The sequence below is a fragment of the Rummeliibacillus sp. JY-2-4R genome (assembly GCF_053847205.1).
Map to the genome: position 1 here is coordinate 1,040,483 of NZ_CM132623.1, position 22,385 is coordinate 1,062,867.

General features: G+C 36.2%; 19 protein-coding genes. All 19 read left to right on the top strand.

All coding sequences use genetic code 11. The annotated features are described in order from the left end of the window. Positions 1 to 12: 12 nt before the first annotated feature. The 19 genes from infB to ACWV26_RS04940 all read left to right on the top strand — a co-directional run bounded on the left by infB (position 13) and on the right by ACWV26_RS04940 (position 22,384). A complete protein-coding gene (gene infB / locus ACWV26_RS04850; protein ID WP_455897245.1) occupies positions 13 to 2,298 on the top strand; it encodes a translation initiation factor IF-2 in 2,286 nt (761 codons plus the stop codon). Then, positions 2,298 to 2,576, top strand: a complete 279-nt coding sequence (locus tag ACWV26_RS04855) for a DUF503 domain-containing protein (protein ID WP_455897246.1) — start codon at positions 2,298 to 2,300, stop codon at positions 2,574 to 2,576. Before infB ends, ACWV26_RS04855 begins: the two co-directional genes overlap by 1 nt. Before the next feature lie 20 nt (positions 2,577 to 2,596). Then, the gene (gene rbfA / locus ACWV26_RS04860) at positions 2,597 to 2,947 is read left to right on the top strand and encodes a 30S ribosome-binding factor RbfA (RefSeq protein ID WP_455897247.1); all 351 of its coding nucleotides are present in this window, start codon (positions 2,597 to 2,599) and stop codon (positions 2,945 to 2,947) included. Between the two features lie 244 nt (positions 2,948 to 3,191). Continuing rightward, a complete protein-coding gene (gene truB, locus ACWV26_RS04865; RefSeq protein ID WP_455897248.1) occupies positions 3,192 to 4,106 on the top strand; it encodes a tRNA pseudouridine(55) synthase TruB in 915 nt (304 codons plus the stop codon). 11 nt (positions 4,107 to 4,117) lie between these two features. Continuing rightward, a complete protein-coding gene (locus ACWV26_RS04870; protein WP_455897249.1) occupies positions 4,118 to 5,065 on the top strand; it encodes a bifunctional riboflavin kinase/FAD synthetase in 948 nt (315 codons plus the stop codon). A 150-nt stretch (positions 5,066 to 5,215) separates the two neighbouring features. Continuing rightward, positions 5,216 to 5,485, top strand: a complete 270-nt coding sequence (gene rpsO, locus ACWV26_RS04875; RefSeq protein WP_455897250.1) for a 30S ribosomal protein S15 — start codon at positions 5,216 to 5,218, stop codon at positions 5,483 to 5,485. A gap of 194 nt (positions 5,486 to 5,679) precedes the next feature. Next, on the top strand, positions 5,680 to 7,791 hold the full coding sequence (gene pnp, locus ACWV26_RS04880) for a polyribonucleotide nucleotidyltransferase (RefSeq protein WP_455897251.1): 2,112 nt from the start codon (positions 5,680 to 5,682) through the stop codon (positions 7,789 to 7,791). A 192-nt stretch (positions 7,792 to 7,983) separates the two neighbouring features. Beyond that, positions 7,984 to 9,216, top strand: a complete 1,233-nt coding sequence (locus ACWV26_RS04885; protein ID WP_455897252.1) for a M16 family metallopeptidase — start codon at positions 7,984 to 7,986, stop codon at positions 9,214 to 9,216. 80 nt (positions 9,217 to 9,296) lie between these two features. Further along, positions 9,297 to 9,566 carry a YlmC/YmxH family sporulation protein gene (locus ACWV26_RS04890; RefSeq protein ID WP_455897253.1) on the top strand — a complete coding sequence of 90 codons (270 nt, stop codon included), beginning with the start codon at positions 9,297 to 9,299 and terminating at the stop codon, positions 9,564 to 9,566. Further along, the gene (locus tag ACWV26_RS04895; RefSeq protein ID WP_455897254.1) at positions 9,563 to 10,369 is read left to right on the top strand and encodes an NAD(P)-dependent oxidoreductase; all 807 of its coding nucleotides are present in this window, start codon (positions 9,563 to 9,565) and stop codon (positions 10,367 to 10,369) included. The genes ACWV26_RS04890 and ACWV26_RS04895 overlap by 4 nt, the downstream gene beginning before the upstream one ends. 2 nt (positions 10,370 to 10,371) lie before the next feature. Then, positions 10,372 to 10,959, top strand: coding sequence for a dipicolinate synthase subunit B (locus ACWV26_RS04900; RefSeq protein ID WP_455897255.1), 588 nt, complete (start codon positions 10,372 to 10,374; stop codon positions 10,957 to 10,959). A 79-nt stretch (positions 10,960 to 11,038) separates the two neighbouring features. Then, positions 11,039 to 12,079: an aspartate-semialdehyde dehydrogenase gene (locus ACWV26_RS04905; RefSeq protein WP_455897256.1), complete on the top strand. Its 1,041-nt coding sequence runs from the start codon at positions 11,039 to 11,041 to the stop codon at positions 12,077 to 12,079. Positions 12,080 to 12,092: 13 nt separating this feature from the next. Beyond that, positions 12,093 to 12,983 carry a 4-hydroxy-tetrahydrodipicolinate synthase gene (gene dapA / locus ACWV26_RS04910; protein WP_455897257.1) on the top strand — a complete coding sequence of 297 codons (891 nt, stop codon included), beginning with the start codon at positions 12,093 to 12,095 and terminating at the stop codon, positions 12,981 to 12,983. Positions 12,984 to 13,099: 116 nt separating this feature from the next. Next, complete coding sequence (locus ACWV26_RS04915) at positions 13,100 to 14,767, top strand: ribonuclease J (protein ID WP_455897258.1); 1,668 nt, start codon at positions 13,100 to 13,102, stop codon at positions 14,765 to 14,767. 132 nt (positions 14,768 to 14,899) lie between these two features. Then, positions 14,900 to 17,239, top strand: coding sequence for a DNA translocase FtsK (locus ACWV26_RS04920; RefSeq protein ID WP_455897259.1), 2,340 nt, complete (start codon positions 14,900 to 14,902; stop codon positions 17,237 to 17,239). Between the two features lie 430 nt (positions 17,240 to 17,669). Beyond that, positions 17,670 to 18,398: a GntR family transcriptional regulator gene (locus ACWV26_RS04925; RefSeq protein ID WP_455897260.1), complete on the top strand. Its 729-nt coding sequence runs from the start codon at positions 17,670 to 17,672 to the stop codon at positions 18,396 to 18,398. A 65-nt stretch (positions 18,399 to 18,463) separates the two neighbouring features. Continuing rightward, entirely contained in the window at positions 18,464 to 19,531 is a 1,068-nt protein-coding gene (locus ACWV26_RS04930) for a BMP family lipoprotein (RefSeq protein ID WP_455897261.1), read from the top strand. A 265-nt stretch (positions 19,532 to 19,796) separates the two neighbouring features. Then, positions 19,797 to 21,335, top strand: coding sequence for an ABC transporter ATP-binding protein (locus tag ACWV26_RS04935; protein WP_455897262.1), 1,539 nt, complete (start codon positions 19,797 to 19,799; stop codon positions 21,333 to 21,335). Next, positions 21,335 to 22,384 carry an ABC transporter permease gene (locus tag ACWV26_RS04940; protein WP_455897263.1) on the top strand — a complete coding sequence of 350 codons (1,050 nt, stop codon included), beginning with the start codon at positions 21,335 to 21,337 and terminating at the stop codon, positions 22,382 to 22,384. Before ACWV26_RS04935 ends, ACWV26_RS04940 begins: the two co-directional genes overlap by 1 nt. Position 22,385 lies beyond the last annotated feature (1 nt).

Consider the following 22,385-nt stretch of genomic DNA (forward strand, 5'->3'; position numbering starts at 1 on the left):
GGGGGTGAATACATGACAAAATTACGAGTTCATGAATATGCGAAACAAGTAAGTAAGTCAAGTAAAGAAGTAATTGAACAACTATCTAAGCTCCAAATTGACGTAAAAAATCATATGTCTATGTTAGAAAAAGAAGCGATTAGCAAATTGGATGGTGTATATAAAAAGAATAGCGGTACACAACCAACTCATCAAAACATGCAAAAAGGACAGCCAGGAACTCGTCCTGTAGCAAGAAAAGATCAAAACTCTTCTAGTCCTGCTCAAACAAAACAAATAAATAGCCAAGGAAGTACTATGACTAACAATTCAACTTCAAAAGATCAATCAAAATCAAAACAAAATTCAAATAATAGTCAAAATCGTTCAAATAATAACGGAAATCATGGAAATAATAACAATCATGGTGGCCGTGGAGGTAACAATAACCAAAACGGAAATCGTAACTTTAACCAAAGAAGAAAACCGGGCATTCATGGTGGTCAACGTCGCAAAAATCGTCCACAGCAAACACCACAACCTGCAGTTAAAAAAGAATTACCAGAAAAAATTACATTTTATGAATCATTATCAGTTGGCGAATTAGCGAAAAAATTAGGTCGCGAACCATCTGAAATTATCAAAAAGTTATTTTTACTTGGTGTAATGGCTACAATTAACCAAGAATTAGATCAAGATGCCATTGAATTAATCTGTGCTGATTATGGTGTAGCAGTAGAAGAAGAAGTACGTATCGATGTGACTGACCTAGATACCTATTTCGAAGAAGCTGAAAACGAAAAAGCAGAAGATCAAAAAGAACGACCACCAGTTGTTACTATTATGGGTCACGTAGACCATGGTAAAACAACATTATTGGATTCAATCCGTAATACAAAAGTGACAGAAGGCGAAGCTGGCGGTATTACCCAACATATTGGTGCTTATCAAGTAGATGTTAAGGACAAAAAAATCACCTTCTTAGATACACCAGGACACGCTGCGTTTACAACTATGCGTGCACGTGGAGCAAAAATCACTGATATCACCATTTTAGTTGTAGCTGCTGATGACGGTGTAATGCCTCAAACAATTGAAGCAATTAACCATGCAAAAGCTGCAGAAGTGCCAATTATTGTTGCGGTAAACAAAATCGATAAGCCTACTGCAAATCCAGACAGAGTTATGCAAGAATTAACTGAACATGGTTTAATTCCTGAAGATTGGGGTGGCGATACAATTTTCGTTCCAATTTCTGCGTTAACAGGAGTAGGAATTGATCAATTACTTGAAATGATTTTACTTGTTTCTGAAGTAGGAGAATTAAAAGCAAATCCTAATCGCCATGCAATTGGTTCAGTAATTGAAGCTCAATTAGATAAAGGGCGTGGCTCAGTAGCTACATTATTAGTACAAAACGGAACTTTACATGTAGGTGATCCAATCGTAGTCGGCCATACCTATGGTAGAGTACGTGCTATGGTCAATGATGTAGGTCGTCGTGTTAAATCTGCAGGACCATCAACACCAGTTGAAATTACTGGTTTAAATGAAGTCCCTCAAGCAGGAGATCGCTTTGTTGTATTTGATGACGAAAAAACAGCTCGTCAAGTAGGTGAAGCTCGTGAAGCTACAGCAATTCAAGCGCAACGTACTGAAAAACAACGTGTTACACTTGATAACCTGTTTGAACAAATGAAACAAGGCGATATGAAAGAATTAAACTTAATTGTTAAAGCAGATGTTCAAGGTACAGTGGAAGCCATGGCTGCTTCACTTATGAAAATTGACGTTGAAGGCGTTAATGTGAAAATTATTCATACAGGTGCAGGTGCCATCACAGAATCAGATATTTCACTTGCCGCAGCTTCTAATGCTATCGTAATCGGCTTCAATGTACGTCCAGATGTGAATGCGAAGCGTGCTGCTGAAGCAGAAGGCGTAGATATTCGTCTTCATAAAATTATTTATAAAGTAATTGAAGAAATTGAAGCTGCTATGAAAGGTATGCTTGATCCAGAATTCGAAGAAAAAGTGATTGGTTCTGCCGAAATTCGTGAAACATTTAAAGTTTCTAAAGTCGGTACAATTGCTGGTGGTTATGTAACAACTGGTAAACTTACACGCGATAGTGGTGTTCGAGTAATCCGTGATGGTATTGTAATCTTCGAAGGTGTATTAGATTCTTTAAAACGTTTTAAAGACGATGCAAAAGAAGTTGCAAAAGGTTATGAATGTGGTTTTACAATCAAAGACTACAATGATATTAAAGTCGGAGATGAAATTGAAGCATTCATTATGGAAGAGATTAAACGCTAATGATTGTCTATGCAGAGTGTGAATTCTTCGTCCCTTCTGCACATTCGCTAAAAGAGAAAAGAGCAGTATTGCAGCGTATGATTACTCGTACGAAACAAAAGTACAATGTCTCAATAGCGGAAATTGATCATCAAGACGTTTGGCAAAGAACCCTTCTGGCACTTGTAACAGTTGCATCCTCACAACAAGCAGCAGAAAAAGAATTAAGTCGTGCTATTGCCTTTTTAGAATCAAATCCTGAATGGCAATGCCAAAACATACAACGAGAGTTTTTATAGAACAAAAGAGGTGAATCGATATGTCAATGCGTTCAAACCGTGTTGCAGAACAAATGAAAAAAGAACTTGCTGATGTTATTAGTCGTAAGCTAAAAGATCCAAGAGTTGGATTTGTAACTGTAACAGATGTAGATGTAACAGGAGATCTACAACAAGCAACAGTCTATATTACTTGTTTAGGTACAGAAAGAGAACGTCAAGATACGATGAAAGGTCTCGAAAAAGCAAAAGGCTTTATTCGTTCTGAAATTAGCCATCGTATTCGTTTACGAATAACACCAGAAATTACATTTGAGTTTGACTCATCTGTTGAGTACGGTAATCGAATTGACACATTGTTACGTCAACTTAACGATTCGCAAGAACAATAATCAAAAAGCCTGCAGATAAAAATTTGCAGGCTTTTTCTAATATAAAGTGAAACGTGCCCGTTAAAAGGAAGATAGCCTAAAAGCGTGACATCATGTCACAACGGCTATCTGACCCACATCCTGTGGGCCCCCGACAAGAACTGGAAGGCCTGACAGATGCACATCTTTTTAGCTTTCGACAGAGCGATTAAAGTGCTAAAAGAGCTATTAAAAAATCTTATTTTAAGCAAAGGAGTGAACATGCATGCAGCATGGCATTCTCCCATTATGGAAAGAAAGAGGCATGACCTCTCATGATTGTGTTTTTAAAATCCGTAAAATCCTACATACTAAGAAAGTAGGGCATACAGGTACATTAGACCCTGGTGTTGAAGGCGTTTTACCCATTTGTATTGGTAATGCAACAAGGCTGGCCGAATACTTAACTAATGCTGGTAAAGTATATGAAGCAATAATAGAAATCGGAACTGCTACAACCACAGAAGATGCTGAGGGTGAAGTGGTTGAAGAAGATTCATCAGAAAAGCGCCTTACCCGTGCGCAAATTCTAGGAGCTCTAAAATCATTAACTGGTGTTATTTCTCAAACACCACCAATGTTTTCAGCAGTGAAGGTTAATGGTCGAAAATTATATGAATACGCTAGAAATGGTGAAACCGTGGAGCGACCTACTCGCCAAATTACAATTTACTCGATAGAATTATTGAGTGATGACGAAGTCTATGAAGGCAAGACGATTAACTTTCCAGTTCGTATAGCATGTAGTAAAGGGACATATATTCGTACATTAGCTGTTCAAATCGGTGAAGCACTTGGATATCCAGCTCATATGGCATCTTTAATTCGTACAAAATCTGGTACTTTTACAAAAGAGGATTGTGTCACATTAGAGAAATTACAAGAATTAGCAACTAGCAATCATTTAGAAGAATGCATTAAACCATTAGAGTATGCACTGATTGATTTCCCTAAAATAGAAATTACTTTAGATACTCATAAAAAAATTACGAATGGTCAAGTGCTACCAAGTCATCCTTATCTTAAAGAACATGATAAAATAGTTTATATGGAAAATAACAAAGCGGTTGCGGTTTATGTCCAGCATCCGGATAAAAAGGGATTTATGAAGCCAGAAAAAATGTTCCCGAAAGTTGATTAGGAGGCAGTCGCATGAAAGTCATTCAACTGATGTACCCTCATCAAATTAGTTCACATGAAATTAATGGACCATATTCTTTAGCAATTGGATTTTTTGATGGCGTACATCTTGGACATCAAGCTGTTATTGAAGAAGCAAAAAAAATTGCAAAAGACAAAAAGTCAAAGCTTGCAGTAATGACGTTTGATCCACATCCATCAATTGTATTAGGTCAGCGAAAAGAGCAAGTATTTTATATTACGCCATTAAAACAAAAACTTGAGATACTAAAAGAACTACAAATAGATACAGTTTTTGTTGTGCGTTTTACATCTGATTTTGCAAAATTAAGTCCACAACAATTTGTAGATGTATTTATCCGAAATTTAAATGTTCAACATGTAACTGCCGGATTTGATTTTACATTTGGAGTGAAGGGAAGCGGAACGATGAAGGATTTTGAGGGAATGAGCAATGGCGATTATGGAGTGTCAGTTGTAGAAAAGCAACAACTAGCCTCAGAGAAAATAAGCTCAACTCGTATTCGTCATGCATTAAAAGAAGGGGATATGGAGCAAGTTCGAGAGTTTCTTGGACGACCATATCAAATACCAGGAATAGTAGTACATGGCGATAAGCGCGGAAGACAAATTGGCTTTCCTACAGCAAATGTACAAGAAGCAGAAGGATCCTTCATACCTGCAACAGGTGTTTATGCAGTTCGCATAGAAGTGCAAAATAAGTGGCATGATGGTGTATGCAATGTAGGATATAAACCTACCTTTAAAAGCCCTGATGAAAAGAATTTAACAATAGAAGTATTTATCAATAATTTTGACAAAAACATTTATGGTGAAGAAGTAAAAGTTGATTGGTACAAGTACATTCGTGGTGAAAAAAAATTCGATGGTATTGAATCATTAAAAGCGCAAATTGAATTAGATAAACTACATGCACTAGAATATTTGAGTCACTGTTAGTCCAATTAAATATAGTTGCATGAGATAAAGCTTTGTGTTAATATTTTTAGAGTGACTTGTATAAAAGGTCACTTAACCATTACTTGGCACATCGAATCACCAACGAGTAGCTCAGTAATTGGGGATATTTTAATTTAGGAGGTGAAACGGATGGCACTTACACAAGAACGTAAAAATGAGATCATTGCTGAATTCCGTACACACGAAAGTGATACTGGTTCACCAGAAGTTCAAATCGCTGTTCTTACAGAAGAGATTAACAACTTAAACGAACATTTACGTGTTCACAAAAAAGACCACCACTCTCGTCGCGGTTTATTCAAAATGGTCGGACGTCGTCGTAACTTATTAAAATACTTACGTGAAAATGACGTACAACGCTACCGTGAAATCATTACAAAACTCGGCTTACGTCGATAAAATGCACTTTTCGAAAGCGGGCTTGTCCCGCTTTTTCTTTATGTTTTAATAAATAAACCCTCCTAATTTATAATTGAAACTAATGAATAAAGAAATGTTTCGCAATGCATAAATATTTTTGATAAACTACAAGTAACTACATAACATAATCACATACGTGATCAGGTTTTCTTTTTAAGAGAGGAGTTCAGTATATGAACGAGAAACAGGTATTTACCTACGAATGGGCAGGGCGACCTTTACAAGTTGAAGTCGGGCAGCTCGCAAAACAAGCAAATGGAGCCGTTATGGTCCGCTACGGGGAAACTGCTGTATTATGTAATGCAACGATGTCAAAACAAGCGAAACAAACAGACTTCTTCCCATTGACAGTGAACTATGAAGAAAAGCTATATGCTGCAGGTAAAATCCCAGGTGGGTTTATTAAACGAGAAGGCCGACCATCTGAAAAAGCAGTGCTTACATCGCGCTTAATCGATCGTCCAATCCGTCCACTTTTCCCTGATGGATTCAGAAATGAAGTACAAGTTATTTCTATGGTAATGTCAGCAGATCCAGATTGTAGTACAGAAATGGCAGCAATGGTTGGTTCATCTCTTGCACTAATGGTTTCTGATATTCCATTTGATGGTCCGATTGCCGGCGTTCAAGTTGGTATGATAAACGATAAATTCATCGTTAACCCAACAGTTGAACAATGGAAGGATTCAACAATCAATTTAACAGTTGCAGGTACAAAAGATGCGATTAACATGGTTGAAGCAGGTGCTCTAGAAGTTCCGGAAGAAACAATGCTTGAAGCAATCATGTTTGGTCATGAAGAAATCAAAAAACTAATCGCATTCCAAGAAGAAGTAACAGCACAAGCTGGTAAAGAAAAGATTGAAGTAACTCTTCACGAATTAGATGCTGAGTTAACAGAAGTAATCACAGCCGAATATGAAGAAAAAATGGTTGCAGCAATCCAAACACATGAAAAACATGCACGAGACGAAGCGATTGAGTCGGTAAAAGCTGAAGTCGTTGCAAAATATGAAGAACAAGAAGCAGACGAAGATACATTAAAACAAGTTTCACAAATTTTAGATAAAATGGTTAAAGAGGAAGTTCGTCGTTTAATCACTGAAGAAAAAATTCGTCCAGATGGTCGTAAATTAGATGAAATTCGTCCATTATCATCTGAAGTAGGTCTATTACCACGTGCTCATGGTTCAGGTTTATTTACTCGTGGACAAACACAAGCATTATCAATTTGTACATTAGGTTCATTGAGTGATGTTCAAATTATCGATGGTCTTGGTGTAGAAGAATCTAAACGCTTTATGCATCATTACAACTTCCCACAATTCTCAGTTGGTGAAACAGGACCTATGCGTGGACCAGGTCGCCGTGAAATCGGTCATGGTGCTTTAGGCGAACGTGCTCTATCAGCGATCATTCCTGATGAAAAAGACTTCCCATATACAATCCGTTGCGTATCAGAAGTTTTAGAATCAAATGGTTCAACTTCACAAGCAAGTATTTGTGGATCATGCTTAGCACTTATGGATGCAGGTGTACCAATTAAAGCGCCAGTAGCTGGTATTGCGATGGGACTTGTGAAAAAAGGAGATTATTACTCCATTTTAACTGATATTCAAGGGATGGAAGACCACCTTGGTGATATGGACTTTAAAGTTGCAGGTACAGCTAAAGGTGTTACTGCACTTCAAATGGATATTAAAATTGATGGCTTATCTCGTGAAATCTTACATGAAGCGTTGGTACAAGCAAAACGCGGTCGCATGATTATTCTTGACTCAATGCTTGCAACAATTTCTGGGCCTCGTAATCATTTATCAACTTATGCACCAAAAATCAAGAGTATCCATATCAATCCAGATAAAATCCGTGATGTTATCGGACCTGGTGGTAAACAAATTAACAAAATCATCGAAGAAACTGGCGTGAAAATAGATACTGAACAAGATGGTACAATTTTCATCTCATCTTCTGATGAAACGATGATTAACCGTGCAAAAGAAATTATTGAAAATATTGTTCGCGAAGCAAAAGTAGGCGAATATTATATGGGGAAAGTAAAACGAATTGAAAAATTCGGCGCATTCCTTGAAATTTTCCCTGGAAAAGACGGCTTACTTCATATCTCTGAAATTCAGGAAGAACGTACAAAAGCTGTTGAAGATGTCTTAAAATTGGGTGATGAGGTATTGGTTAAAGTGATTGAAATCGATCACCAAGGTCGCGTTAACTTATCACGCAAAGTTGTACTTAAAGAAGAAAAAGAACGTGCAGAAGAAAACTAATATCAAAGCGATTTAGGATAATTTGTTCGAACAGGCGAAAAGCAATTGCCTACAATACAAAGAAATATAGGTGTAAGCTGATTTGTTCTAGCATATACTTCAATATGAATTTGTAAAAAGGCTCACATTTAAAAACAACCAGGGTTGTCCATGTTAATTCGGGCAACCTTTTTTACATAAGGAGGAAACTGATTGGTTACAAAACATGTTTGCCAAAATGGCGTTCGGATTTTAGTAGAAAAATTACCATATGTACGTTCTGTATCTATGGGGATATGGGTAAATGTAGGTTCTTCCAATGAGTGCACAGAGGAAAATGGGATTACACATTTTATAGAACATATGCTTTTTAAAGGTACATACAGTAGAACAGCAAAAGAAATTGCAGAATCTTTTGATCGAATGGGTGGTCAGTTAAATGCTTTCACTTCAAAAGAAAATACCTGCTACTATGCTGTTACATTAGACCAACATGCAAAAGAAGCCATTACTATTCTAGCTGATATGTTCTTTAATTCTAAATTTGAAGAATCAGAAATTGAGAAAGAACGACAAGTAATTTTTGAAGAGATGGCAATGGTAGAAGATACACCAGATGATGATGTAGATGAACGCCTTTGGAGTGCCATGTATCCAAATCATCCAATGGGAGCTCCAATTTTAGGTACAGAAGAGACACTGACTACTTTTACAAAAGAAAAAATCGAAGCATATATGAATGAGCATTATACCCCAGATAAAGTAGTGATTTCTATTGCAGGGAATATATCGAATAAATTAGTTAATCAAGTGATTTCTCTTTTTGGCCAATTTACAAGAACAAATCAGCAACAAAAGTCTTTACATATAGCTAATCCTTTATTTATCCCAGGAAAAGTGAAAAAAGAAAGTAATACAGAACAATCTCATCTTGCTTTAGGCTTTGAGGGTTTGACAATTAATGATCCAAATCTTATGAGCTTACTTGTACTTAACAATATTTTGGGGGATACGACATCTTCAAGGTTATTTCAGAAAGTAAGAGAAGAAAAAGCATTAGCTTATTCCATTTTTTCCTACTATTCTTCCTATGAAAATGCTGGAGCTTTTATGATTTATGGAGGTACTTCACCAGAAAAGCTTTCAGAACTTGAAGAAACAATACTTCAAATCACTGATCAATTAGTTACTAATGGGGTATCAAATATAGAAATTCAATATGCCAAAGAACAATTAGAAAGTAATTTATTATTAGGCCTTGAAACTTCAAATGATTTTATGAACCACAATGCTAAAAATGAGTTAATATATGGTAAAGAAAAGACTGTAGAACAAACGTTACAAGAACTAAGCGATGTTAACGAAGTCAGTGTAAATCAAATCATTCAAGGAATTTTGACAAAACCATATGCAAGATCTGTTATACAACCAGCTAAGGGGATATAGTCTTATCTCCTTAGCTTTTTTATGCACGGGAAAAGCTTGGGCGTCATACACTGTTAATACGGGAAAAAAGGAGGGATTGAATGCTCTTATCGGAGCTTGCTGACAAAGAGTTAATCCAGATTAAAGATGGAGTTCGGTGTGGTTTACTTGCTGAAACTGAGTGCTTGATTAATGCTCAAACAGGTCAAATTTATGGTTTTGAATTAGTAAATAAAGGATATCGCTTACCTTTTCAATCAAAAGAAGCGAAAACCCAATCTTTCATTCCATGGACTGAAATATCGTTAATTGGGGAAGACCGCATATTATTTCATAATACACAGCCGTTATCTTCGGGGTATATAAAATGACGAATGAAACATGGTTAATACTGGGAAAAGATTTGCGATTTAAGGAGTTAGCATTACAACTTTCTCAGAACTTTGAGAATGTAATTTATAAATATTCAGATCAATGGAATGATGAAATTCAAAAAATTGTAACGAAAGAGAAGCCTCAACGAATTGTACTTCCTATACATGCTGTAGAATTGCCAAAATACGCTTTTAAAGAATTGCCTAGTAATACTGCGATATTTGTCGGGAAAAGCAATCAAACGCTACAACAAGAGTTACAATACCTAAATGAAGAGCGCATCATTTACTATTTACAAGATGAGTCATATATTTGGTTAAATGCGAGACTAACAGCTGAGGGAATGGTTTGTGCATTTTATGAACTTGAAAAATCATCTATTTATGGTAAGTCTTTTTATATAACAGGATTTGGACGTGTAGCGAAAATGCTTGCATATATGCTACACAGATTAGGGGCAAATGTTCATATCCTAGCACGTTCAAATAGTCAAATTCAAGAAGCAATCGCGTATGGGTATGTTGCTTCACAGTTATTACCTGAAAACATGAAGCAATCGTATTACCTAATCAACACTATTCCAAATAAGTGGTTGACCGAAGAATTTAATGTATTAATTGATCATGAAGTGAGAATCTTTGATTTGGCATCTGCACCAGGATGCTTAAATTTAGAGGATTATTCTTCTGTAAATTATAAATTACTACCAGGTTTGCCTGGGAAATACTATCCTCAGGACGCAGCAAATCTTTTAGCACAAGTCATCGTTCGTAAAAATAACGAATTAAGAGAGGGATAACAATGTTAGAAGGAAAACGAATTGGACTTGGTATTACGGCATCACATTGTACTTACGGAGATGTAGTTCCTAAAATTACAACATTAACAGAACAAGGTGCTACCGTAGTGCCAATTATTACAAACTCAGTATTAACGGCAGCGACTCGCTTTGGCACAGGTGAAGAGTGGATTGAAAAAATAGAAGAATTAGCTGGGCATAAAGTAGTTAAGAGTATCGTAGAGGCAGAACCATTTGGACCATCGAATCCGCTTGATTGTATGGTTATTGCTCCAATGACTGGAAACTCGATAAGCAGATTTGCAAATGCAGCAACTGACTCTGCTGTATTAATGGCTGCGAAAGCTACCTTACGAAATGGTAGCCCAGTTGTATTGGGGATTTCTACAAATGATGCACTTGGGCTAAACGGGGTAAACGTTATGAAGTTGATTAACACAAAGAATATTTTCTTTATACCATTTGGGCAAGACGATCCGATTAGTAAACCTAATTCATTAATTTCTGATTTTACACAATTATTACCTACCGTTGTTGCCTCTTTAGAAAAGAAACAATTACAGCCACTGATAATCCAATATACAAAATAATTAAATTATTATACAAAAACTTTGTAAATTATGATACAATAGCGCCATTATCTAATGAAGAGTTGAGGAGAGATGTATGATGGCTAAAGAATATACAGTAGCAGTTGTAGGAGCTACAGGAGCAGTTGGTACAAAAATGATGGAGCAACTTGCAAAGCGTGAGTTTCCTATTGGAAAATTGAAGTTACTAGCATCAAAACGTTCTGCTGGTAAGGAACTAACTTTTAATGGTCAAACATACACAATTGAAGAGGCTACTCCTGAAGCATTTGAGGGTGTAGACTTTGCATTATTCAGTGCTGGAGGTTCAGTTTCAAAAGCATTAGCACCTGCTGCAGCAGAACGTGGGGCAGTTGTAATTGATAATACAAGTGCATTTCGCATGGATCCAGAAGTTCCTTTAGTTGTACCGGAAGTAAATCCACAAGATTTGAAAGAGCACAAAGGGATTATTGCAAATCCAAACTGTTCTACTATTCAAATGGTTGCAGCACTAGAACCAATTCGACAAAGCTATGGATTGAAAAACGTAATCGTCTCTACATATCAAGCTGTGTCTGGATCAGGAATCAGTGCAATCGAAGAGCTAAAAGAACAAAGTTTACATTTTGATGATCCACAACATGTTGAGGCAAACATTTTACCAGTAAAAGGTGATAAAAAACACTATCCGATCGCTCGTAATGTGATTCCACAAATTGATGTCTTCACTGAAAATGGATTCACATACGAAGAGATGAAAATGATTAATGAGACAAAGAAAATCATGCATGCAAAAGAACTTCCAGTGGCAGCAACTTGTGTTCGTGTACCAGTAGTAGCTGGACATTCTGAGTCTGTATATATTGAAATCGATCAAACAGGTGTAACTGTTGAAGATTTAATTAAAGTATTGCAAAATGCACCGGGTGTCATTGTGCAAGATGATATTACATCACAAGTTTACCCAATGCCAATTTTCGCTGAGGGTGAAGATGCAGTGTTTGTAGGACGTATTCGTAAAGATTTAACAAAAGATAATGCATTCCATCTTTGGGTTGTATCAGACAATTTACTAAAAGGTGCAGCATTAAATTCAATTCAAATTGCAGAAAGAATGATTGAAGATGGATTAATCTAAGGAGGCACTACAAATGGATATTGGTAATATTGCTACTGCGATGATTACTCCTTTCCATGAAAATGGCTCAATCCACTATCCTATGGTTTCAGAATTAGTTGAACATTTAATATCGAATGGTACTGATTCGATAGTAGTTTGTGGTACGACAGGGGAATCACCAACATTATCCCATGAAGAAAAGGTTAATTTATTTCAATTTGTTGTGAAAACAGTTGATAAAAGAATTCCAGTCATTGCAGGAACAGGCAGCAATAATACACAAAATTCAATAGACCTCACAAAAGAAGCAGAATCAGCAGGTGTTGATGGCATTATGTTAGTAGCACCATATTATAACAAGCCTAGTCAGCTAGGCTTGTATACTCATTTTGCAACTATAGCAAAATCCACTTCATTGCCGATTATGGTATATAACATTCCAGGACGCTCAATCGTTAATATCCTTCCACAAACAATAATTGAATTGAGTAGGGTTCCGAACATCAAAATTGTGAAAGAGGCAAGTGGTAATCTTGACCAAATGACTGAAATCTTAGCAAGTTCTCCACATGGCTTTAAAGTGTATTCCGGAGATGATGGATTAACACTACCACTTTTAGCAATTGGCGGTTCAGGAATTGTTTCTGTTGCATCACATATCGTAGGTAACGATATGCAGAGAATGATTCATGCATTTAAAAACGGAAGACATGCTGAGTCAGCTACAATCCATCAGGCGTTACTGCCATTAATTCGTGGACTATTTGCAACTCCAAGCCCATCCACCTTAAAATATGCACTAAGTAAATTGGGAATCGGCACTGACACTGTAAGACTACCAATTGTGGCTCTTACAGATAAAGAAAAGTCAGCGTTTGATTGTATATGGGAAGAATATTTGGAAAAGCAAAAACAGTTTTAAATAAGATTTTGAATGGGCGGAATCGTCCATTCTTTTTTTTGTTTGTGAAAACTCTCAACTACAGATATAATGAGAGTAAGTGGTTTGTGTTCGGGATTATTTTAGGAGGAAGACAAGTGGCAAAAACAAAAAATGAAGTTATTCGCGTCATTCCATTAGGTGGCGTTAGTGAAATTGGCAAGGCTATGTATGTCGTTGAAATCGATGAAGAGCTTTTTGTCGTAGATAGTGGACTAATGTTTCCTGAGGATGAAATGTTAGGAATAGATTACGTTATTCCTGATATGTCGTACTTAGAAGAAAACAAAACACGTGTAAAAGGGATCTTCCTTACACATGGTCATGAAGATGCGATCGGTTCTATAGCATATCTTCTACAAAAAGTGAGTGCACCTGTATATGGTTCTAAATTGACAATAGCATTAGCTAAAGAACATTTAAAAGATTTACCAGCACCATATCCTGTTAAATTTTTTGAAGTAACAAGCAAAAGTCGTATGAATTTCCAATCTACATATGTGACGTTTTTCCATACAACACATAGTATTCCAGATTCTTTAGGCATTGCTTTCCATACTTCTGAAGGAGCTATTGTCCACACAGGTGAGTTTAAATTCGATCAGTCTGCTCAAGGTAAATATAAACCTGATATAGCAAAAATGGCTAATTTAGGTGAAGAAGGCGTCTTTATCTTAATGTCTGATTCAACTGAAGCAGAACGCCCAGGATATACAATCCCTGAAAATGTAGTAAAGGAAAAATTAGCTCATACATTCCATCATGCGGAAGGTAGAATATTAGTAGCCCTTTATGCATCGAATTTTATACGCATTCAACAAGTGTTTGACCAAGCAACTGCTGCGGATCGTAAAATTGTTGTAGTTGGTCGTAGTTTGGAGCATGTATTTGAAATAGGTATGCGATTAGGATATCTGTCTGTTGATCCGGATCGAATCATTCCTATTAGTAAAATTAACAACTATCGAGATGAAGAAATAGTAGCAATTATTACAGGAAATCAAGGTGAACCACTAGAAGGATTAGAAAAAATTATCCGTAAACACCACCGCGATATCCGTATTAAATCATCAGATACAATTCTCATAACATTTACACCTTCACCCGGAATGGAAGTTCAAATAGCTGATACGATGAATAGCCTTGCAAAAGCAGGTGCTAAAGTATTATCAGCTGATACGAAGGTACATGTATCAGGACATGGATCTCAAGAAGATTTGAAATTGATGTTAAATCTTATGAAACCTAAATACTTTATCCCAATACAAGGCGAATACCGTAGCCTAATCGCTCATTCTAAATTAGCTCAACAAACTGGTCTTTCTAAATCTCAAATTTTTATCGCAGATAAAGGAGATATCGTCGAATATAAAGGCGGTAAAATGCGAATGAGTGGTCGAGTAACTGCTGGTAACGTCCTGATTGACGGTATTGGTGTCGGTGATGTTGGAAATATTGTATTACGTGATCGTAAATTACTAAGCCAAGATGGAATTTTCATCGTTGTTGTAACAATTAATCGTCAAATGAAAAAGATTGCTTCAGGACCGGAAATATTATCACGTGGATTTGTTTATGTGAGAGAATCTGAAGAACTATTAAGCGAATCTTCAGAACTAGTAAAAGTAGTTGTCGAAAAGTATGTGAATAAAGGCTCTTATGAATGGACAAACATAAAACAAGAAATCCGTGACACGCTAAACTCTTATTTATTCCAAAAAACAAAACGCCGCCCAATGATTATCCCGATTATTATGGAATATTAGCGTTAAGCGGACAAAAAGGATTTCCTAACCTCTCTCATGGTAGGAAATCCTTTTTTCCTTTCAAATTAGAAGATAACAAAATTATTTCGAAATGAAATTATACATAATATGTCAATGAAAGTAGGTGGAAAAATGGCAGTAGCAAAAAAGAAACCAGCTAAAACAAAAAAAACAACAACATCCAAATCAAAGAAAGAATATCCGTTGAGATATGAAATTATTGGTCTAATATTAATCGGCTTTTCTATCGTCATATTTTTTGAATATGGAATTGTTGGGAGATTACTTCAAGGATTAGCGTTGTTTTTGTTTGGTAACTGGGCCGTTGTTGTTCCATTTTTACTAGTTGTGAGTGCAATATTATTAATGGTAAAACGTACAATTCCTAATTTCAAGAATAGATTAATTTTAGGGTGTTTATTGATTACTGGGGGACTTACCCTTTTTAGTCATATTGCATTGTTTGAACAATTGTTTGAAGGAAATGAAATACAAAGTAACTCTGTATTAAGAGAGACTTGGCGTATTTTAATTACTAGTGATGGGATTAAGAATCATAGCAATGCACTAGGAGGAGGCATAATTGGCTCCATACTATTTGCATGTTTCTATGCACTATTTGACTCCGCAGGTGCGAAAATAGCTGGTTGGTTAATGGTCCTTATAGGGATTGTGTTAATTTCAGGTAAGGCATTGATTCCATACTTAGTAAGTGTGTGGCCATCAATTACAAAATCAATTTCTGAAATGAAAGAGGAATCAAATCAATCAGTAAGTCGGCGTAAAGAAGCAAAAAAGAAGAAGGCTTCTAATAATAAGGATAATAATCGTAAAAGCAGAAAAAATGATCAACAAGAAGTATCTACTCATGAAGAAGAGCATCATGCTGCAACAGAAATAGAGGCAATGCCGGTAGAAGAGCGAAGAGAACCTATTATTTCTGCGTTTACACAAAGAGTTCATCAAGAACTTGAGGAACCGGATCAGACTACTACCGAAGAGGACAATACACATCAAGACGTAGATCATCCACCAATTGATACATTAGATGTGGTAGAAAATGAAGCGTATCAATTACCATCTATGAATAATTTGAGACTACCACCACATACAGATCAAAGTGGTGAATTTGAAATTATTCAAGATAACGCACGTAAATTAGAACAAACTTTCCAATCTTTTGGTGTAAAAGCGACCGTAACGCAAGTGCATTTAGGACCAGCTGTTACTGAATACGAAGTTTTGCCCGATCGTGGTGTCAAAGTTAGCAAAATTGTGGGGCTTCAAGATGACTTAGCATTAGCGCTGGCAGCTAAAGATATTCGAATTGAAGCACCAATCCCAGGGAAATCTGCAGTAGGTATAGAGGTACCAAATAAAGAAGTTGCTATTGTTAGCTTGAGGGAAGTTCTGGAATCTAAAGAAAATAATAGACCTGATGAAAAACTATTAATTGGGTTAGGAAGAGATATTACCGGTGAGGCAAAACTAGCAAAGTTGAACAAAATGCCACATTTACTTGTTGCTGGGTCGACAGGAAGTGGGAAATCTGTTTGTATTAACGGAATTATTATAAGTATTTTGATGAGAGCCAAGCCTCACGAAGTGAAAATGATGATGATTGACCCGAAAATGGTAGAATTGAATGTTTATAACGGGATTCCGCACCTATTAGCTCCTGTAGTAACAGATGCTCGTAAAGCTTCTCAAGCATTGAAAAAGGTAGTAGCTGAAATGGAGAGAAGATATGATCTTTTTTCTCATACTGGAACTCGAAATATTGAGGGTTATAATGAACATGTCGATCGATTTAATGAAGAAAACGGAGAAAAGCATCCTAAAATGCCATTTATTGTGGTCATCGTAGATGAATTAGCAGATTTAATGATGGTTGCTTCAAGTGATGTTGAGGATTCAATTACCAGATTGGCACAAATGGCCCGTGCAGCAGGGATTCACTTAATCATTGCTACTCAAAGACCAAGTGTTGATGTAATCACGGGGATTATTAAAGCGAATATTCCTTCACGTATAGCGTTTGCCGTTTCCTCAGCAATTGATTCGAGAACGATCCTTGATATGGGTGGTGCAGAACGTCTTTTAGGTAGAGGGGATATGTTATTCTTGCCGGCTGGAGAATCAAAGCCTGTGCGGGTACAAGGTGCATTTGTTTCTGATCAGGAAGTAGAACAGATAGTAGACTTTGTTATAGCACAGCAAAAAGCCCAATACCAAGAGGAAATGATCCCAACTGAAGAAGAAGAAATTCAGGATTTAGATGATACAGATGACCTTTACGAAGAAGCTGTACAGTTAGTAGCATCACAAGATACGGCGTCAGTATCATTTCTTCAAAGAAAGCTAAAAATAGGCTACGCACGTGCAGCACGGATAATGGATCAGATGGAGGAAAGAGGAATTGTTGGACCAGCTGAAAAAAGTAAACCAAGAGAAGTTTTGATTGGAAAATAGATTAATTAGATAGATGAATCAATTTCATAATATAAACATATAAAAATATACGAACATTTATTGAATTTTAATTTACTATTTGTTTTCGCCACAGAAGGCTACTCTTATTAGAAGGAATCTATTAAAGAGCTTTAACTAAATTAATGTAGAGGCAATGGAAGCCTAGCACAATAGAAATTTCCTTCTGAAGCGATAAAACAAAAAAACGAACATTTTTGATTGAAATAAATAAAATGTTCGTTTTTGTTTGTTAAAATTACTTTAAATTGTAAAAAAAGTTTATTTTGCTAATTGTGAGATATTTTTTTCTCTGTTTTAATACAGTTTTTTTTGAAAGTTATTTATTTACCTAAATAAACATGGTATAGTAATGCTTGATTAGTAGGAATGTTTTACGTCTGATGTCTGATCTTTACTGGTGGTGGTATAAATGACAATCAAGTCGGATCATCGTCATCTCTATCTTCAAGTTATTGATAAATTAAAGGCGGATATTGAGGATGGTGTTTATAAAGAAAATACTAAACTACCTTCTGAATTTGAATTATCAAAATCTCTTGGAGTCAGTCGTGCAACATTACGAGAAGCACTTAGACTGTTGGAAGAAGAAAATATTATAGTTCGAAGACATGGTGTAGGAACTTTTGTTAACACGAAACCCTTATTTACATCAGGAATTGAACAATTATCAAGTATTTCCTCAATGATTGAGGATGCTGGAATGCAGCCTGGAACAAACTACATAAGTTCACTAGAGTTGCTTCCTAATGAAGAAGATATAAAACGCTTTCAATGCGATGTTGATGAACCTGTAATAACAATAGAACGTGTGCGTACAGCAGACGGCGAACCGGTTGTATATTGTGTTGATCAAGTACCTGCGAAGTATTTACCAGCAGATTTCTTGAGTCGACATAATTCATCCATTTTCTCAGCTTTGGAGGAATCTGGTGAGATTCATGTTGAATATGCGGTAACCTTCATTGATCCTGTAGGTTACCATAATCAAGTTTCTCCAATATTAAATTGTGGTCGCGATAAAGCACTTTTAGTTTTAAAACAGCTCCATTATGATAATAACGATCGTGTGGTGCTCTATTCACGTAACTATTTTAGAGCTGATAAATTCAGCTTCCATGTAGTACGAAAACGTGTGTAAACATGTATTCATTCCTGCTATTTCAAAATGTCAAAAAATTATTATTATTTTTAGGGGGATTTCTAGTGAAAAAGCGCAAAATTGGCCTAGCTCTTTCTGCACTTCTAGCTTCAGGTACTTTACTTGCAGCATGTGGTAATAACAATAACGCGAATGAATCAAAAAGTGGTAACGGAAAAGACACATTTTCTGTAGCAATGTTAACTGATACTGGTGGTATTGATGACCGTTCATTTAACCAATCAACTTGGGAAGGTATCCAACAGTTTGGGAAAGATACTGGTTTAGAAAAAGGTGACGGTGGTTATGATTACCTTCAATCTGCTTCTGAAAGTGATTTCACTACAAACATTAACAACCTCGTTCGTCGTAATTTTGATCTAGTATTTGCCGTGGGATATAAACTACATGATTCTGTAGTCGAAGTAGCTGAACAACAAAAAAATGCTAAAATCGCAATCATTGATTCAGTAGTTGAAGGTCAAGATAATGTTGCTTCTATTATTTTCCGTGCAAACGAAGCATCTTATCTAGCAGGCGCAGCAGCTGCTCTACAATCTAAAACTGGTAAAATCGGCTTTATCGGCGGTATGGAAGGCGACATCGTTGGCGGATTCGAAGCTGGTTTTGTGGCTGGTGCTAAAGCAGCAAATCCTAAAGTTAAAGTTGATGTACAATATGCAGGTTCATTTAGTGATGCTGCAAAAGGCCAAGCAATTGCGAAACGTATGTACGATTCTGGTGCTGATATTATCTTCCATGCAGCAGGTGGTTCAGGTAACGGTCTATTTACAGAAGCTAAAGAACGTAAGAAAAAAGATTCAAATGCTGATGTATGGGTAATCGGTGTTGACCGTGACCAATACGATGAAGGTAAAGTAGACGACAAAACAAATGTTACTTTGACTTCAGTATTAAAACGTGTTGATGTTGCAGCTGAAGACATTTCTAAACAATCTAAAGATGGCAAATTCCCTGGTGGTAAAACAATTTCATTTGGTTTAAAAGATGACGGTGTTGCATTAGCTGATTCACATGGTGCAATCAGTGCAGACGTACAAAAGAAAATAGATGATTACAAAGATAAAATTATTAATGGTGACATTAAAGTTCCTGAGAAACCAGAAAAATAATCTTTAACCATCATCATAAAGATCAGCCTTTTCTGGTCTTTATGATGTTTTAAACTATTAAAAAATTAATAGATGAAGGTATTTAAAGATTTAAATCGTGTATTTATTAACATACCATACATCAATTATTTGATTGTGTAAAATGATAGATAATTATCAATTATTTAATTACTCATTAGCTTTAAATACTTTCTTGTGTAAATTTTTTTAACCAAGTTAATTAAATTGAAACAAAAAATAAATAGTATCCAAGGGAGTGAACACATTGGAATATGTGATAGAGATGCTTGGAATTCGCAAACAATTTGGCGATTTTGTAGCAAACGATAATATCACTCTTCAGCTGAAAAAAGGAGAGATTCATGCACTATTAGGAGAAAATGGTGCAGGGAAATCAACGTTAATGAACGTACTTTTTGGTTTATATCAACCAGAAGCAGGTACTATTCGAGTTCACGGTAAGGACGTAAAAATTACCGATCCGAATAAAGCAAATGTTCTTGGAATAGGCATGGTTCATCAACACTTCATGTTAGTTGAAAATTTTACAGTCACAGAAAATATCATACTAGGTAGCGAACCTACTACAGCAGGTATGATTAATATTCGAGATGCAGCAAAAAAAGTACAAGAATTATCAGAAAAGTATGGTTTAAATGTTGACGCAAATGCGAAAATTGAAGACATTTCAGTTGGTATGCAACAACGTGTCGAAATTTTAAAAACATTATATCGCGGTGCGGAAATTTTAATCTTTGATGAACCAACTGCTTCTCTTACACCACAAGAGATACTTGAATTAATGCAGATTATGAAACGCCTGATAGAAGAAGGTAAATCTATTATTTTAATTACGCATAAATTAAAAGAAATAATGGAAGTAACAGATCGCGTAACCATTATTCGTAAAGGTAAAGGGATTGGTACGGTTACTACAGCTGATACAAACCCTGACCAACTTGCAGAAATGATGGTTGGTCGTCAAGTTGTATTTAAGACAGAAAAAACAGAAGCTCATCCTACTGATATTGTATTAAATATTGAGAATTTAACGGTAAGTGACAATCGTGGAGTAGAGAAAGTTAAGCATTTAAATCTTTCTGTTAGAGCTGGAGAAATTGTGGGTATTGCAGGGATTGATGGTAACGGACAATCCGAATTAATCGAAGCTATAACTGGTCTTCGGAAAGTGAAACACGGAAGTGTGACTCTTAAAGGAAAGAATATTACGGGGTTAAAACCACGTAAAATTACTGAATCAGGAATTGGACATATCCCTCAAGACCGTCACAAACATGGTCTGGTTTTAGATTTTCCGATAGGTCATAATATCGTATTACAAACTTATTATCAACAACCAGTTTCAAAAGCAGGCATTATTGATTATAAGCACGTTAATGATATTGCCAAGAAAATTATTGAAGAATATGACGTTCGTACACCAAGTGAAATGACTCCTGCACGTGCATTATCAGGTGGTAACCAACAAAAGGCAATTATTGGTCGTGAGATAGATCGTGATCCAGAGTTGCTTATTGCGGCACTACCAACCCGTGGTCTTGATGTGGGGGCAATTGAGTTTATTCATAAGAGACTCATTGAACAACGTGATAAAGGGAAAGCAGTATTGCTCATTTCGTTTGAATTAGATGAAGTTATGAACGTTTCTGATACGATTGCGGTTATTCATGATGGTCAAATTATTGATACTGTAAAACCTCATGAAACAACAGAACAAGAATTAGGTTTATTAATGGCTGGTCATTCACAAATTCATGAAAAGCAAAAGGTAGGTGACGAATAGTGTCTAAACGAATGACAAATTTTCTTGTCCCAATTGTCTCTATCTTATTAGGCCTAATCGTAGGTGCAATTGTGATGTCTGTCAGTGGATTTAGTCCTGTAGATGGTTATATTGCATTGTGGAATGGTGTCTTTGGAGATAGTTATAATATGGGAGAAACCATTCGTCAAATTACACCATATGTGTTTGCTGGTCTAGCTGTAGCTTTTGCATTCCGGACAGGCTTATTTAATATCGGTGTAGAAGGTCAATTAATTGTAGGGTGGTTAGCAGCTGCTTATGTTGGTTATGCAGTGGATCTTCCTAAAATTATTCACATTCCTTTAGCACTACTTGCAGCAGCAGTTGCAGGTGGATTATGGGCTTTTATCCCTGGATTATTAAAAGCTAAATTACAAGTGCATGAAGTTATCGTTACAATCATGATGAACTATATTGCACTTTATGTAGTTAATGCGGTTATTACAACATTATCTGGTGGTGGCGAAAAAACAGACAAAATCCATGAATCTGCATCACTACGCTCACCATTTTTTGAATCGATTACACAATTTTCTAGAATGCATTGGGGATTTGTAATAGCCATACTTGCTGTTATTGTTATGTGGTTCATACTTGAGAAAACAACCCGTGGATTTGAGTTAAAAGCAGTTGGATTTAACCAACATGCGTCTGAATACTCAGGGATGAGTGTAAGTAAAAACATTGTTCTAGCTATGGTGATTTCAGGAATGTTTGCTGGTCTTGGTGGTGCTATGGAAGCATTAGGTACTTTCGGTAACATGACTAAGATGACAGGATTTACTGGAATTGGTTTTGATGGAATCGCTGTAGCCTTGCTTGGTGCCAACCAACCATTTGGTGTTCTATTAGGAGCCATTCTGTTTGGTTCATTAAAAAATGGCGGTTTGAATATGCCAAACGAAGCAGGTATTCCGGTGGAAATTGTTTCAATTGTTACTGCGTTGATTATTTTCTTCGTAGCATCTGGTTATATCATCCGAGTAGCACTTGAACGTTTAAGTAAGAAAAAAAAGGAGGAAAAATAAC